Source organism: Saccharopolyspora erythraea (assembly GCF_018141105.1).
Classification (GTDB): domain Bacteria; phylum Actinomycetota; class Actinomycetes; order Mycobacteriales; family Pseudonocardiaceae; genus Saccharopolyspora_D; species Saccharopolyspora_D erythraea_A.
In genome coordinates, this window is record NZ_CP054839.1 from 954,052 (window position 1) to 968,733 (window position 14,682).

Below are 14,682 nucleotides of genomic sequence, written 5' to 3' on the forward strand. Positions count from 1 at the left end.
CACGCGCACCCGGCCCGCCGAGACCCGGTGGGCCGGGCCCCGCGCTGGCTTGTTTGAGGAGGCCCTGATGGGTCGTTACCTGCTGCGACGGCTGTTGCAGCTGATACCGGTGTTCATCGGCACCACGCTGATCATCTACTTGCTCGTCTGGACGATCCCCGGCGACCCGTTCGCCGGCAAGTGCGGCGACCGGGGCTGCCCGCCGGAGTACATCGCCGAGATGCACGCGAAGTACAACCTGGACGATCCGCTGATCATCCAGTATTTCAAGTACCTTGGGAAGCTCTTTACGGGTGACTTCGGCGAGACCTACGCGGGCATCCCGGTCAGCCAGCTGATCGAGAGCGCCTATCCGGTCACGATCAAGCTCGCGGTCATCGCGCTGATCATCGAGGGCGTCATCGGCCTGCTCGCGGGCATCCTGACCGGTCTGCGGGGCCGTGGCTTCCTGGACAACCTGGTGCTGGTGTCCACGCTGTTCCTGATCTCGCTGCCGGTGTTCGTGACCGGTTTCGTGATCCAGATCTCGCTCGGTACCGAGCTCGGCATCATCCGGCCGACCGTCAGCTCCAACCCCTCGATCGGCGAGCTGATCGCGCCGGCCTTCGTCCTCGCGTCCCTGTCGATGGCCTACGTGGCGCGGCTGACCAGGACGAGCCTGATGGAGAACCGCCGGGCCGACTACGTGCGCACCGCGGTCGCCAAGGGCCTCGAACCCCGGCGGGTGGTGGGGGTCCACCTGCTGCGCAACTCCGTTATCCCGGTGATCACGTTCCTGGGAACCGACCTCGGCGCTCTCATGGGCGGTGCGATCGTCACCGAGGGCGTGTTCAACATCAGGGGCATCGGTGGCCTGATCTTCCGGTCCATCCTCACCAAGGAAGGCACCACGGTCACCGGGATCGTCACGCTGCTGGTGCTGGTCTACCTGCTGATGAACCTGATCGTGGACCTCCTCTACGCGGCTCTCGACCCGAGGATCCGATATGACTGAGCGTGCCGAATCCACCCACCGCGTCGCCGCCGCCGTGCGCGACGGATCGGGCGGCGAGCCGCTCGCCGAGCCCCTCGCCCGCAACGCGAAGAAGCCGCGCGGGCTCTGGGGCGACGCCTGGTACGACCTGCGCCGGCGCCCGCTGTTCATCGCCGCGACGGCGATCATCGCCGTCCTGCTGTTCATCGCGGCCTTCCCCGGCTTGTTCACGTCCGTGGACCCGAACTTCCAGGACCTGTCCAAGGTCCGCGACCTGCCCTCGGCCGAGGCGTGGTTCGGCTACGACAACCTCGGCCGCGACCTGTGGTCCAGGGCGATCTACGGGACCAGGGCGTCGATCGTCGTCGGCTTCATGGCCACGCTGCTGACGGTGCTGATCGGCTCGACCATCGGGCTGCTGGCCGGCTACTACGGCGGCTGGGCCGACAACCTGATGTCCCGGTTTTCCGAGATCTTCCTCGGCCTGCCCTTCGTGCTCGGTGCCATCGTCATCCTGACCACCTTCAACGCCGAGGTCGCGCTGCCCAGCGGCACTCGGGTCATCACTCAGGTGGTGCTGTCGATCGCGATCCTGTCGTGGCCGATGGCGATGCGGATCATGCGGTCGGCGGCGATCACGGCCAAGCAGCAGGACTACGTCAAGGCCGCCAGGGCGTTGGGTGCCAGCGCGCCGCGGATCATCCTGCGGCACATGCTGCCGAACTGCCTGGCGCCGGTGCTGGTCTACGCCACCATCGCGCTCGGCGCGTTCATCGGCGCCGAGGCCACGTTGTCGTTCCTCGGCATCGGCCTTCGCTACCCGGTGGTCTCGTGGGGCCTGATGATCGCGGACTCCCGCAACTACATCCAGGGCGCGCCACACCTGCTGCTGTTCCCGGCGGCGTTCCTGGTCGTCACCGTCCTGGCGTTCGTGATGCTCGGTGACGCCGTCCGCGACGCGCTCGACCCGAAGCAGAAGTAGGAGGACCTGGCATGACTGCTGTGGACGAGAAGTCCTCCCAGTACTCCTCCGACAAGCCCGAAGGGCCGCTGCTGGAGGTCGAGGACCTGCACGTGGAGTTCCGTACCCGGGACGGCGTGGCCAAGGTCCTCAACGGCGTGAGCTACCACGTCGAGAAGGGCGAGACGCTGGCCGTGCTCGGCGAGTCGGGCTCGGGCAAGAGCGTCACCGCCCAGACGATCATGGGCATCCTCGACATCCCGCCGGGCGTGATCACCGGGGGCTCCATCCGCTACAAGGGCGAGGAGCTGCTCAAGGCCACCGAAGCGCGCCGCAGGGAACTGCGCGGCGAGTCGGCGGCGATGATCTTCCAGGACGCCCTGTCGGCGCTGAACCCGGTCTACACCGTCGGGTTCCAGATCGCCGAGCAGCTGCGGATGCGGCGCGGCATGTCCCGCAAGGATGCGATGGCCCGCGCCGTCGAGCTGCTGGACCAGGTGAAGATCCCCAACGCCAAGCAGCGCGTGAAGGAGTTCCCGCACCAGTTCTCCGGCGGCATGCGGCAGCGCGCGATGATCGCGATGTCGCTGGCGCTGGACCCGGAGCTGCTGATCGCCGACGAGCCGACCACGGCGCTGGACGTCACGGTGCAGGCCCAGATCATGGACCTGCTCGACGAACTGCGCCGCGAGCGCGGCATGGGGCTGATCCTGATCACCCACGACCTCGGCGTGGTCGCCGAGGTCGCCGACCGGATCGTGGTGATGTACGCGGGGCGGATCGTGGAGTCCGCCGACGCGTACTCGCTGTACCGCAAGCCGGGGCACCCCTACACCGAGGGCCTGATGCGGTCCATCCCGCGGCTGGACCTCAAGGGGCAGGAGCTGGACACCATCAAGGGTCTGCCGCCGAACCTGCTCAACGTCCCATCAGGCTGCCCGTTCCACCCGCGGTGCCCGCGGGCCGAGGAGCGGTGCAGCCGGGAGGTGCCCGCGTTCCACCAGCTCGGGCTGGGCCGGGCCAGCGCATGCCACTTCGCGGAGGAGCTGATGACCCGTGACTGAGCCGATCCTCCAGGTCCGCGATCTGGTCAAGCACTTCCCGGTGACCCAGGGCGTGCTGTTCCGGCGCACCATCGGGCACGTCCGGGCGGTCGACGGCGTGTCGTTCGACCTGCACAAAGGCGAGACGCTCGGTGTCGTCGGCGAGTCCGGCTGCGGCAAGTCGACCCTCGCGCAGGTGCTGATGCGGCTGGAGAAGCCGACCAGCGGCAGCGCGCTGTTCGAGGGCCGGGACATGTTCAAGATGCACGGCTCGGAGCTGCGCAAGCTGCGCCGGGACATGCAGATCGTGCTGCAGGACCCCTACACCTCGCTGAACCCGAGGCGGACCGTCGGCGACATCGTCGGCGAGCCGTTCGAGATCCACCCCGAGGTGGCGCCGAAGGGGCAGCGCAGGCAGAAGGTGCAGGAGCTGCTGGAGGTCGTGGGGCTCAACCCCGAGCACATCCAGCGCTACCCGCACCAGTTCTCCGGTGGTCAGCGGCAGCGCATCGGCATCGCCCGCGCGCTGGCGCTGCGGCCGAAGGTGATCGTCTGCGACGAGCCGGTGTCGGCGCTGGACGTCTCGATCCAGGCGCAGGTGATGAACCTGCTCGGCGAGCTCCAGCAGGAGTTCGGGCTGTCGTACATCTTCATCGCCCACGACCTGGGCGTTGTGCGCCACCTGTCGGACCGGGTGGCGGTGATGTACCTCGGCAAGGTCGTCGAGATCGGCACCGACGAGCAGATCTACGAGCACCCGCAGCACCCCTACACCCAGGCGCTGCTGTCGTCGGTTCCGGTGCCGGACCCGACGCTGCGGGGCAGGCGGGAGGTCATCCGGCTCACCGGCGACGTGCCGAGCCCGGCCAACCCGCCCTCGGGCTGCCGGTTCCGCACCCGTTGCTGGAAGGCGCAGGACATCTGCGCCGAGAAGCAGCCGGAGCTCACCGTCCGGATGGGCGAGCACCCCTCGGCGTGCCACTTCGCCGAGGAGCGCCCGCACGTCGTGGCCTGATCCGCGCGCATCGGCGACGCCCGTCCTCCGCTCGGAGGGCGGGCGTCGCGCTTTCGCGGCTATTGCTCGGCTCTCAGCGTCTCGTTGCGGTTGCGGCAGGTGGGGTAGGTGCACCAGTCCACTTCGGACGGCTGGGCCAGCGCGACGTCTTCGCCGCACACGGCCCTGTCCGCCGCGCGGCCGTCCCACCGGGCGCCCCGGAACGCATGACGAGTCCCGCCGCGATGGCCCGCGTCGGGGATCGGGAGCCAGAAGTGTCGCTGCGGCTGTCGTGCGTCGTCCACTGACCACTTCCCAGGTCGATCACTGTTCGTGTCAGGATCGAAACTAGGAGTTACTTGCGTCGTGGAAGGACAATCCGGGGACAATGCCGACCATGGACGAAGGTGCCGGTGCCCGGATCGCGCGGCTCCGCAAGCTGGCCGGGTGGACGCAGCACCAGCTCGCCGCGCGCGCCTTCGTCTCGACCAGCCTGGTCAAGAAGGTCGAGCAGGGCCGGACCCCGCCGAGTCCGGCCTTCGTCGCGGCCTGTGCACGTGCGCTGGGGGTCGAGGTCCGCGCGCTGTACGGCGTGCCGGACACCGGCATCCTCGCCGCGCCGAACACCCGGGACGCCGACGTCGCCGCTCTCCGGGAGGCGCTCCAGTCGTTCGACGACCCGCGGCCGCCCGCCGGGCCGCCGGACGCCTTCGCACTGCTGCGGCGGCTCGACCGCGCCGAGGAGCTTCGGCGGCGCCAGCGGTACGTGGAGCTGGCATCAGTCCTGCCTCCCGCGCTGCACCACCTCTACGTCCTGGTCGCTGACACTCCGGGCGACACCGGTGCAGGAGAGCGGGCGCGCGCGATGCTGCACGACGCGTACCGGCTCGCCGCGACCGTCGGCGGCCGGTTCGGCCGTCCCGACCTCGCGGCCACCGCTTCCGAGCGCCACGTCGCGCTCGCGGCCTCCACCGGGGATCCGCTGCGGAGCGCCGTGTCGGACTGGCACCGATCCAGCCACTTCCTCCAGAACGGCCACTACGCGTCGGGGCTGCGCCTGCTGGAACGGGCCCTGGGCCGCGTCGCGGAGCAGCCGCCGAACGACGCTGCGCTTGGCGTGGCGGTGCAACTGCACCTGCGGGCCGCCGTCATGTCGGCGCGCGGAGGCGACGGACAGCGGGCCGACGACCACGTGCGCGAGGCGGGGGCGCTGGTCGGCAGGGGAGCCGACCCGACGCCGTACTACAACACCGACGCCAGTCGGCTGAACGTCGACGTCCACTGGTGCGCCGTGCCCGTCGAGCGCCACGACGGCACCGAGGCCGTGACGCGCGCCGGTCGCGTGCGTGTCGCCGACCCGGCCCGCCCGGAGCGCGTCGGCCATCACCACATCGACCAGGCCCGTGCCTGGACCCTGCACGGCGACCGCGACCGCGCGCTCGCCGAGCTCGACGCCGCGCGCCGGGTGTCGCCTCACCACACCCGCGCGCACCCCTCCGTCCGCGAGACGGTGCGTGCGCTGGCCGCCGCCGACCGGCGTCGCACCACGTCGCTGGCGAACTTCGCGCGCTGGGCAGGCGTCCAGACCTGACCAGAGGGCCATTCCCTTGGGGCTGGCACCGTGATCGTGGCTGACGCAGTGGGTTCGGCCGCAAGCCGCAGGTCACGAACGCCATACGGCGGCAACGGCGGGTGCCGCAAACGGCGATGACGTGCCATGAGGCGGAAGCGAGCGCGGCCCCGCTCCAGCTTGAGGAGCAGGGCCGCGTCCGACGCCGATCGCGTCAACCGTCCACTAAGGACGTTCGCCGGACACGAAGGCCGCCAGGTCCGCCGACTGCTGGATTCGCGACGGCTCGTGCACGTACATCATGTGCCCCGCCTCGTAGTAGCGGACCTCGATGTTCTCCCGCAGCTGCGGCGGGATCGTCAGCCGGGCCAGCACGTGCTCGGCCGCGAAGTGCGGCGTGGCGCCGTCGGTGTAGCCGCAGGCGACGTGGATGCGCAGGTGCGGGTTGGCGCGCATGGCCGCGCTCAGCTTCTCGACCACCGACACCGACGCGCCCTCGAACTCCTTGTACGACCAGGGCTGCACCCGGCTGCTCAGGGTCTCGTAGGGCAGGTCGTTGACGTAGTCGAGCTCGGCGCGCAGGTAGTGGTTGATGCCCGCCGCGTAGGCGCCGCGGATTCCGGAGATGCTCGGGTCGTCGGAGAAGTGCTCGCCTGCCGCGTCCGGCTCCCAGCCGGTGAACCGCCCGTCCATCCGGCCGACCGTGCGCCGCTGGTCCCGCAGCAGCTCGGTGAAGAACCGGATGTGCTCGATGCGCAGGTTGGCCCGGTCGACGTAGTCCTCCGACAGGCCGGTCAGCCGCGCGGTGCGGCGCACGATGTCGGCGCGCTCCTGCTCGCTCAGCCGCGCGCCGCGCGCGAGGGCGCGCGGGTAGTCGCCGGAGGCGAACTCCTCGGCCTCGGCGACCACCTCGTGCAGCGGGCGGTCGCCGTGCTTGCCGTGGTAGTGCGCGATCGCGGCGTAGGTCGGCAGGAACAGCGCGTAGGGCTGGTCGTTGCCTTCGGTGAAGCGGATGGTCCCCATGTCGAGCACCGACGAGATCAGCAGCAGCCCGTTGGGGTAGAGGCCGTGGCGGTTCTGCAGGTGCTCGGCCAGCGCGGCCGCGCGCAGCGTGCCGTAGGACTCGCCCGCCAGGTACTTCGGCGACAGCCAGCGGTTGTTCCGCGAGGTCCACAGCCGGATGACCTCGGCGATCGACTCGATGTCGCGCGCGTAGCCGTGGAAGTCGGTGGCCTCGCCGCCCTCGACGGCGCGCGAGTAGCCGGTCGACACCGGGTCGATGAACACCAGGTCGCTGTGCGCCAGCAGGGTCTCGGCGTTGTCGGCCAGGCCGTAGGGCGGGGCGGCGAGGTCGCCGGCGTCGCCGGAGAGCACGCGCCGGGGGCCGAGCACACCCAGGTGCAGCCAGACGCTCGACGAGCCGGGGCCGCCGTTGAAGGCGAAGGTGACCGGTCTGCTGGTGCCGGGCTCGACGTCGGCGACGTAGGCGGTTAGGAAGACCTCGGCCTTGGGCTTGAAGCCCTCGAACTTGCCGTCCTGGAACGTCTCCTCCCGCAGCACGATCCGCCCAGTGGTGGCCGTGTAGGGCAGTTCGGTGCCGTCCACGGTGATCGAGTGGTGCGTGCTGACCAGATCGTCGACGGGCTCGGCCGGAGCGGTCGCTTCCTTGGTGGCCTCGTCGTTGTTCGCTTCGCTGGCTGCCATACCCCGCACTTTACGTGCCGCGAGACGCGGACCGTTCCGGTTTCTGGGAAGGTGGCTGGGGTGATCTCCGGACCATCCCGACTCATCGACGACCCGGTCGAGGACCCGTCGGCGGCCGCGGGCGGCGCCCCCGGCCTCGCCGAGCTGGACGAGGCCATCACGCGCTGCACCGCGTGCCCCCGGCTGGTCGCGTGGCGCGAGGAGGTCGCGATGGTCAAGCGGGCGGCGTTCCGCGGCCAGCCCTACTGGGGCAGGCCCGTCCCCGGATTCGGACCGGCCGACGCGGCGCTGGGGATCGTCGGACTGGCGCCGGCGGCGCACGGCGCGAACCGGACCGGCCGGATGTTCACCGGCGACCGGTCCGGCGACGTGCTCTACCGCGCGATGTACGACGTCGGCCTCGCGTCGCAGCCCGAAGCGCACGGCCTCGACGACGGCTTGGTGCTGCGCGGAGCGCGCATCGTCTCCCCGGTCCGCTGCGCGCCTCCGGCGAACAAGCCCACACCGGGCGAGCGCGACACCTGCGCCCCTTGGCTGGCCCGCGAGCTGGAACTGCTGCGGCCGACTCTGCGCGCGGTCGTCGTGCTCGGCGCCTTCGGCTGGCAGGCGCTGCTGCCGATCCTCGGCGCCGCGGCCTGGCGCCTCCCGTCGCCGCGGCCGAAGTTCGGCCACGGCGCCCACATCGAGCTGCCCGCGGCCGACGGCGGCCCGCCCCTGCACCTGCTGGGCTGCTACCACGTCAGCCAGCAGAACACCTTCACCGGCAAGCTGACGCCGGAGATGCTGCGGGAGGTGCTGGAGCGGGCGAAGGAGGTGGCGGGGTTGTCGTGATAGCGCAGTGCGGTCGAAGTCAGCACTTGGTGAAGGACGGCAGCTCGGTATCATTCGTGATACCATCGCGTCATGCCGATGACTTTGCGCCTGTCGGACGCCGAGGCCGATGCGTTGCGTCGACGCGCCGAACTCGAGCATCGCTCGATGCAGGATGTTGCCAGGCAGGCGGTTCGCGAGTACGTGGAGAACCACAGTCGAGCTGAGCTTCTCGATCATGTGCTTGACGAGGAGCTGCCGCGTTATGCCGAGGCGCTGGAGCGGCTCGGCCAGTGATCTATCTGACGCTGGCCGAGCTCATCCACGTCGCTGAGCGAGCGATCGCGGGCGAAGTCGAGGTTCGTGACCACGGGTTGCTCGAATCGGCGTTGGCGCGGCCACGGGCTTCGGTGTTCGGCGCCGATGCCTATCCAAGCCTGGAGGAGAAGGCGGCGGCCTTGCTGCATTCCCTTGCCGGCAACCATGCGCTCGTCGACGGCAACAAGCGTCTGGCTCTGGCCGCGACCATCGCCTTCCTCGGTGTCAACGGACAGCGGCTGACCTTCTCCAACGACGGGGCCTACGACTTCATCATCGCTGTGGCCGCTGGTGAGCTCAACGATGTTCCCAGCATTGCAGCCCGCATCGGCCAGGCGATCGAGCCTCGCTGACCCCGTGTCGCCACTGCCTGCACGGAGCTCCGTAAATCCATTGACGTCAGTCAGCGCGACACCCAGACGGGCAAGCTGAGCCCGGAGATGCTGCGCGGTGTGCTGGAGCGGGTGAAGCAGCTGTCGGGGCGGGTCGGGCGATTCCCCGGCAACCTGGCGTGGCCCTGACAGTCGTTCGATCCCCGTGGGTGGTCAGCTCTGCCATGCCTCGTCCGGCACCGGCGGCAGCGTTTCGCCGGTCTCCAGCAGCGTCTTCAGGTCGGAGAGCAGGTGCGGCCAGCCGGTGCTGACCATCTGCCGCATCGTGCTGCCGTCGGGGAAGTCGTCGTGGATGACGGTGAGCTTGACCGTCTGCCCGAGCGGTTCGATCTCGAACGTGACCTTCGACCGGCTCTCGGCAACGAGCGTCGCGAGCAGGTCGTCGTCGATGCCCGCGGCGGCAGCCCATTCCGGGGTCGGGGTGTGCCAGGTGTAGGAGAGCCGGCGGTACGGCTCGGACTCCAGCACGACCTGCTCCGGATCGGCGGTGCGCCGACCGTTCTCCTCCCAGACCATCGGCGATCCCGGGCGCCAGTCGGTTTCGAAGGCGACGCCCCAGTACCGGCGGGTGAACGCCGGATCGGTGAGGGCCTGCCACAACTGCTCCGGCGTGGTCCTGATGAAGGTGGTGTAAGCGAAAGCGGGTTCGCTCATCGGTGCTGACTCCAATGCTCGCTTGAGATCGGCAAGTGCCTCCGCGCGCCGCCGCCCGTACTGGCCCATCCAGCGTTCGGCGATCGCGTTGATCGGTGCGGCGTTCAGGTAGTGCAGCTTCTCCCGGCCGCGACGGACCGTGGTGACCAGGTTCGCCTGCTCGAGCACCGCGAGGTGCTTGCTGACCGACTGCCGGGCCATGGCCAGGCAGTCGCACAGCTCGCGCAGCCGCTGCCCGTTGCGGGCATTGAGGCTGTCGAGAAGCCGGCGCCGGTTCGGGTCGGCCAACGCCCTGAAGACCTCGTCCATGACTCCCTGCACATCACCGAGAAAGGCAGCCTGTTGGCTGCATGAAAAATAGGCAGCCAACTGACTGCGTGTCAAGATGACCCGCGAGAGGCGCTGGGAGGCGGGCGTCCATATCGCACGATTTCCATGCGCCGCAAGGAAATTTCCGCTGAACAGCTGGCGGCGCGGCGCGACCGTCGAGCGATTTCCCGTCGCGCCAACGGCCGTCGCACCCGCCGTGCACCGGCTCATACGTGCACAAAGGGCCCCGGAAACGGGACCTTCGCCTCTGGTGCGCGTGCTGCGGTGTTTCGTCGATCACGGCGCCGTGTCGCGAAGTCCGGTAGGGTGGCGGAACCGTCACGGACGCCGGTCGATTTGCCCCCCAGCATCCGTTTTCCGGGTACGCACCGCGCCCGAGTGCCTACCCAGCGTCGATCGTGATCGACGACACTCGCGACTGGCGTCACATTAAGGGGGGTCGCCGCAGCGCTGCGCCGGTCTGTGGTGCGAACATTGCGGCATGGCTGGTCAATCCGAACCCACCCGGATTCTCATCCTCGGCGGCGGTTACGTCGGCATGTACACGGCGCTCAACCTTCAGAAGAAGCTCGGGCGCCGCGAAGCCTCCGTGACGGTCGTCGACCCTCAGCCGCACATGACCTACCAGCCCTTCCTGCCGGAGGCTGCCGCGGGTTCGGTCGAACCCCGGCACGTGGTAGCGCCACTGCGACGAGTGCTCAAGCGGTGCCATGTGATCACCGCCGCGGTCACTGACATCAACAACAGTGACAAGGTCGTAACGGTCAACAACCCCCAGACCGGTACCGAGACCCTGGAGTACGACCTGCTGGTCGTGGCGCTCGGGTCCGTCTCCCGGCTCCTGCCGATCCCCGGGCTCGCCGAGCAGGGCATCAGCCTCAAGACCGTCGGCGAGGCGATCTACCTGCGCAACCACGTGCTGGCCAAGCTGGATGCCGCCGCCAACACCAACGACGAGGAGCTGCGCAAGCGGCTGCTCACCTTCACCTTCGTCGGTGGCGGGTTCGCGGGCGGCGAGGCCCTCGCCGAGCTGGAGGACATGGCCCGGTACGCCACCCGCTACTACTCGAACATCACGCCCGAGGACATGAGCTGGGTCCTCGTCGAGGCCGCCGGGCGCGTGATGCCCGAGGTCAGCGAGAAGATGGGCGTCTACGTCGTCAAGGCGCTCGAGGAACGCGGCATCAAGGTCTACCTGAACACCTTCCTGAAGTCGGTCGAGGGCGGCCACGCGGTGCTCTCCGACGGCACCGAGTTCGACACCGACACGCTGGTGTGGAACGCGGGCGTGAAGGCCAACCCGGTGCTCAAGAGCAGCGACCTGCCGCTCGACGATCGCGGCCGGGTCCGCGCCACCGCGCACCTGCAGGTCGAGGGCCTGCCCAACGTGTGGGCGGCCGGTGACTGCTCGGCGGTGCCGGACCTGTCCAAGACCGAGGACGACCCCACTGCCACCTGCGCGCCGTCGGCGCAGCACGCGGTCCGCCAGGCCGACCAGCTCGCGAAGAACGTGCTGGCCAGCATGCGGGGCAAGGCGACCAAGGAGTACAAGCACGCCTACGCCGGCTCGGTCGCCGGTCTGGGCCTGTACAAGGGTGTCGCCGACGTCTACGGCTTCAAGGCCAAGGGCTTCGTCGCGTGGTTCATGCACCGCTCGTACCACGTGAGCCGGATGCCCACGTTCAACCGCAAGCTGCGCATCATCATCGACTGGACGCTGGCGTTCATGTTCAAGCGCGAGGCGGTGTCGATGGGCCAGATCCAGGACCCGAAGGCCGACTTCGAGCGGGCTGCCGCGAGCTGAGTCCCGGGCAGGCCGGCGCATCCGCCGACACGCCGCGTGTCCGCCCGGGCACGCGGCGTTTTCATGTCCGACCCAGGCTCGTTATTGCTCCGTGCAGGGGACCGGGGACGCCGGTTATCCTTGACAATCCGTAGTGGGTAATCGAAGACTTGACCTTGTCTTCACCTGAAAGGATGGCTGATTCGCGTGGGAAGGGGTGAATCCCTTGACGCTGGAAGAACTCGCTGCGCTGGTGCGTAGCGGAGAGATCGAGGATGGCCCGGTCGCGGACTTCGCCGCCGACTACCACGAAGCCGCGCGGATCTTCCGCAAGAAGGACGACTGACGATGACCGAGGCCGAAGGGCGGCAGGAGGACCTCGCGCGGCTCGCGCATCCGTTCGGTCCCGGCTCCGCTCTTCCGGCCCGCAGGGGTGCCATGCGCCCCACGCCGTTGCTGCTGCAGGGGCAGGACTACTTCTTCCGGTCACCGGACACCGACCTGGACTTCCAGGACCGCATGTACCGCGCGGACCTCGTCAGCGACGGGTCGGTCGACCCGGTCCCGTGCGTGCTGGTGCTGGCTCGCGCCGCGGACATGGAGATGAACGAGCTGTCCCTCGCGCTGGCCGAGCACAACATCCGGATGGTGCGGGTGGACGCCGACCGCTGCCTGGACCTGGCGCTGACGGTCTACACCGACGCGCCGCTGATCGAGTTCCAGCGCTGGCTGCTGCGTCCGCTCCTGGTGTGGCGCAGGCACTTCGACATCACGGCCGTGCCGGTCGACCCCACCACCGTGCACGGCGCCTACGTGCGCGAGCAGTGGCAGGCGGTCGCGAACTGGCTGGCCTGCCGTTCGGACTGGGAGCAGGTCAACCCGGTGCGCTCCAGCGAGCACCTGGACCGGCTGACCCAGCTGCACGACGCGGCGGCGTTCGGGCTGCGGGTGCCGCGCACCGCGGTCACCACGATGCCGGGGCGCACCCGGCCGGGCGGCGGGCGCTGCATCGTCAAGACCGCGGGGCACCACCTGCTGGAACCCGAGCCGGGGGCGCTGCGGGGGCTGTTCCCGCGCCCGCTGGACATCCGCCGCACGCACGAGGCGCTGGAGCCGGCGCCGGTGCTGGTGCAGCAGTACCTCGACGCCGAGTACGAGCTCCGCGTCTTCGTCGTCGGCGAGCGGGTGATCCCCTTCCGGGTGGAGAAGCTCGATCCGGCGCAGCTGTGGGTCGATCCCGAGGCGGTTGCCGTGAGCCGCGTGGAGATCGACGCGGCGCTCGCGGACAAGATGCTGGCGCTGTGCCGCCACTGGAAGCTCCAGGTCGCCGCGTTCGACCTGCTGGTGATCCGCGGCGAGCCCGTCTTCCTCGAGGTCAACGTCAACTGCGACTGGCGCTGGTTCGAGCACCGCGCCGAGTGCACGGAGGTCAGCGACGGGGTCCACGGCTGGGTGCGCGCCCGGTTCGGCGAGCTCGCGGCCGTGGCGGCGGCGAGCCGGGACCGGTGGTGAGGGGAGGTGCCGGGATGGGGACGCAGCAGGACGTCAATGCTCTGATCGGGGCTTTCCGTTCACGGGGAACCAGGTGCAGAGTCGATACGTCCCACCCGTTAGCAGTGGTGCAAGCGGTACGCCGGTAAGGACGGGGTACCGCTTGCCGCCGAGCCCCCGTAGCCCAATCGGCAGAGGCAGACGACTTAAAATCGTTCAAGTGTCGGTTCGAACCCGACCGGGGGCACTTACGGCAGTCACGGGGACCCGCCTGAAAAGCAGAGACAGTTCAAATGAGCAGCTCACAGGGGTTTGGACCGACATTCCTCGCGTCGGGGATCTTCACGGTTTGCCGCAGCTTCTTCGATGACATACCCCCCGCGGGCATGGCTGGCGTTCCGGCCGAGCGCCGCGAGGAGCTGTGCGGGCGGCCGGTATCTTGGACGGACTGTGGATCTCCGTTCGCGACTGCCGTCGACTCTTGCGCCGCTGTGGCGGGTGGTGCATGCCCGGCTGTCCTCCGGGCGACCGGTCAGCCGGGTTCGGGTGGGGCCACTGGACGCCGACCAACGCAGTGCCGTGGCGGATCTGCTCGGCATGGCTCGGCTGCCCGGCGAACACACCACCGTCTCAGTGCAGGTGCTCGACCGGATTCTGCGGGAATCGCTTGGCGTCGGTGTCCATGAGGTCGTGACCGAGCTTGTCGGCCCGGTGGGCGATCAGGCCGCCGACCGGCGTCGCGCGGCGACCGAACGTGACGAGTTGTGGTCGTGGCTGGAAGGCCATCCGGTGGTCGCCATGCAGCCAGCGCTGTCCGACTGGGTCGCGGCGGTGCGGCGGGCCGGACTCAGCGGCGGTTCGGTCACACTGACCAGGGAGGATCTCGAACGTGCGCTGAAGGTTCTCGCGGTGCTGCCCGCATCCGGCATCCCACTGCCGGTGTTGGCCGAACAGACACTGCTCGACACACACGCACTTGACGACGGCACCAGGTGTTCCGGCCTGGTGTTGCGCGCGCTGGCCGCGATCTACGACCGCCCGTCCCCCGTCGACGCATCCGAGCGGCGGGCGTTGTGGGAGCAGGCGGGCATCACCGACGACGAGTTGTCGTCGGTGGTCCTCGCCGGTGGCATGCGGGTTGATGGCGACAGCGTCGTTGGCGGGGTCCTCCGACTCTGCGCGGACGCCGGCCAGCCGAGCTCGCTCACCCTGCGCCAGATACGGGCAAGCGAGTTGACCAGTGTTCCAGAGCGCGTCTGGGTCTTCGAGAACCCGAGCATGCTCGCCCTCGCGCTCAACAGGTTCGGCGCTGCCTGCCCACCCATCGTGGTCACCTCGGGTTGGCCCAGCAGCGCCGGAGTCCTGTTCCTGCGCAAACTCGCGGCGGCAGGTTGCGAACTGCACTACCACGGAGACTTCGACGGCGAGGGGCTGCGCATCGCCGCGCACGTCATCGCCAGGACCGGAGCACGGCCATGGCGGATGAGCAGCGGCGACTACCTGGCCGCGGTCGCCGACGGCCCGCCGGTGGGCCGGACCACCCCAGTACCCTGGGACGATGAACTCGCCGAACACCTGACCCGCATGGGTACGACCGTGTCCGAAGAGCGGGTGGCCACTACTCTGCTGGACGAGCTCACCCAGCGACACCCTGCCTGA

The 14,682-nt window shown here is 69.4% G+C and carries 13 protein-coding genes and 1 tRNA gene; 12 read left to right on the forward strand and 2 right to left on the reverse strand.

Features of this window, described 5'->3' with window-relative positions; all coding sequences use genetic code 11:
- The first annotated feature begins 67 nt into the window (after positions 1–67).
- From HUO13_RS04375 to HUO13_RS04395, 5 genes are all read left to right on the forward strand, one after another.
- On the forward strand, positions 68–994 hold the full coding sequence (locus HUO13_RS04375; protein ID WP_211900208.1) for an ABC transporter permease: 927 nt from the start codon (positions 68–70) through the stop codon (positions 992–994).
- Positions 987–1,955, forward strand: a complete 969-nt coding sequence (locus HUO13_RS04380; protein WP_211900209.1) for an ABC transporter permease — start codon at positions 987–989, stop codon at positions 1,953–1,955. Before HUO13_RS04375 ends, HUO13_RS04380 begins: the two co-directional genes overlap by 8 nt.
- Positions 1,956–1,966: 11 nt before the next feature.
- On the forward strand, positions 1,967–2,998 hold the full coding sequence (locus HUO13_RS04385; protein ID WP_211900210.1) for an ABC transporter ATP-binding protein: 1,032 nt from the start codon (positions 1,967–1,969) through the stop codon (positions 2,996–2,998).
- On the forward strand, positions 2,991–3,992 hold the full coding sequence (locus tag HUO13_RS04390; protein ID WP_211900211.1) for an ABC transporter ATP-binding protein: 1,002 nt from the start codon (positions 2,991–2,993) through the stop codon (positions 3,990–3,992). The genes HUO13_RS04385 and HUO13_RS04390 overlap by 8 nt, the downstream gene beginning before the upstream one ends.
- A 376-nt stretch (positions 3,993–4,368) precedes the next feature.
- A complete protein-coding gene (locus tag HUO13_RS04395; protein ID WP_211900212.1) occupies positions 4,369–5,562 on the forward strand; it encodes a helix-turn-helix domain-containing protein in 1,194 nt (397 codons plus the stop codon).
- Between the two features lie 204 nt (positions 5,563–5,766).
- Here the strand turns inward: HUO13_RS04395 and HUO13_RS04400 are convergent, their stop codons facing one another.
- Complete coding sequence (locus HUO13_RS04400; protein WP_211900213.1) at positions 5,767–7,245, reverse strand: S10 family peptidase; 1,479 nt, start codon at positions 7,243–7,245, stop codon at positions 5,767–5,769.
- An 84-nt stretch (positions 7,246–7,329) separates the two neighbouring features.
- Here HUO13_RS04400 and HUO13_RS04405 point away from each other — a divergent pair, with 84 nt between their 5' ends.
- From HUO13_RS04405 to HUO13_RS04415, 3 genes are all read left to right on the forward strand, one after another.
- Positions 7,330–8,076, forward strand: a complete 747-nt coding sequence (locus HUO13_RS04405) for a uracil-DNA glycosylase (protein ID WP_282976826.1) — start codon at positions 7,330–7,332, stop codon at positions 8,074–8,076.
- A 72-nt stretch (positions 8,077–8,148) separates the two neighbouring features.
- Complete coding sequence (locus tag HUO13_RS04410; RefSeq protein ID WP_211900214.1) at positions 8,149–8,352, forward strand: ribbon-helix-helix protein, CopG family; 204 nt, start codon at positions 8,149–8,151, stop codon at positions 8,350–8,352.
- Complete coding sequence (locus tag HUO13_RS04415) at positions 8,349–8,726, forward strand: type II toxin-antitoxin system death-on-curing family toxin (RefSeq protein WP_211900215.1); 378 nt, start codon at positions 8,349–8,351, stop codon at positions 8,724–8,726. The genes HUO13_RS04410 and HUO13_RS04415 overlap by 4 nt, the downstream gene beginning before the upstream one ends.
- A gap of 192 nt (positions 8,727–8,918) precedes the next feature.
- On the opposite strand, the gene HUO13_RS04420 is transcribed toward HUO13_RS04415, so the two are convergent.
- Positions 8,919–9,728, reverse strand: coding sequence for an ArsR/SmtB family transcription factor (locus tag HUO13_RS04420; protein WP_211900216.1), 810 nt, complete (start codon positions 9,726–9,728; stop codon positions 8,919–8,921).
- A 502-nt stretch (positions 9,729–10,230) separates the two neighbouring features.
- On the opposite strand from HUO13_RS04420, the gene HUO13_RS04425 reads away from it, so the two are divergent.
- From HUO13_RS04425 to HUO13_RS04440, 4 genes are all read left to right on the forward strand, one after another.
- The gene (locus tag HUO13_RS04425; protein ID WP_211900217.1) at positions 10,231–11,553 is read left to right on the forward strand and encodes an NAD(P)/FAD-dependent oxidoreductase; all 1,323 of its coding nucleotides are present in this window, start codon (positions 10,231–10,233) and stop codon (positions 11,551–11,553) included.
- Between the two features lie 327 nt (positions 11,554–11,880).
- Entirely contained in the window at positions 11,881–13,044 is a 1,164-nt protein-coding gene (locus HUO13_RS04430) for an ATP-grasp domain-containing protein (protein WP_211900218.1), read from the forward strand.
- A gap of 152 nt (positions 13,045–13,196) precedes the next feature.
- Positions 13,197–13,270, forward strand: a tRNA-Leu gene (locus HUO13_RS04435).
- Positions 13,271–13,389: 119 nt separating this feature from the next.
- The gene (locus HUO13_RS04440; RefSeq protein ID WP_432757848.1) at positions 13,390–14,682 is read left to right on the forward strand and encodes a TIGR02679 family protein; all 1,293 of its coding nucleotides are present in this window, start codon (positions 13,390–13,392) and stop codon (positions 14,680–14,682) included.

Bases quoted from the DNA above. Each gene is read 5' to 3' on its own strand.
- HUO13_RS04425 (WP_211900217.1), top strand. From the start codon at position 10,231: ATGGCTGGTCAATCCGAACCCACCCGGATTCTCATCCTCGGCGGCGGT.
- HUO13_RS04440 (WP_432757848.1), top strand. From the start codon at position 13,390: ATGACATACCCCCCGCGGGCATGGCTGGCGTTCCGGCCGAGCGCCGCG.
- HUO13_RS04395 (WP_211900212.1), top strand. From the start codon at position 4,369: ATGGACGAAGGTGCCGGTGCCCGGATCGCGCGGCTCCGCAAGCTGGCC.
- HUO13_RS04430 (WP_211900218.1), top strand. From the start codon at position 11,881: ATGACCGAGGCCGAAGGGCGGCAGGAGGACCTCGCGCGGCTCGCGCAT.
- HUO13_RS04420 (WP_211900216.1), bottom strand. From the start codon at position 9,728: ATGGACGAGGTCTTCAGGGCGTTGGCCGACCCGAACCGGCGCCGGCTT.
- HUO13_RS04380 (WP_211900209.1), top strand. From the start codon at position 987: ATGACTGAGCGTGCCGAATCCACCCACCGCGTCGCCGCCGCCGTGCGC.
- HUO13_RS04375 (WP_211900208.1), top strand. From the start codon at position 68: ATGGGTCGTTACCTGCTGCGACGGCTGTTGCAGCTGATACCGGTGTTC.
- HUO13_RS04385 (WP_211900210.1), top strand. From the start codon at position 1,967: ATGACTGCTGTGGACGAGAAGTCCTCCCAGTACTCCTCCGACAAGCCC.
- HUO13_RS04410 (WP_211900214.1), top strand. From the start codon at position 8,149: ATGCCGATGACTTTGCGCCTGTCGGACGCCGAGGCCGATGCGTTGCGT.
- HUO13_RS04400 (WP_211900213.1), bottom strand. From the start codon at position 7,245: ATGGCAGCCAGCGAAGCGAACAACGACGAGGCCACCAAGGAAGCGACC.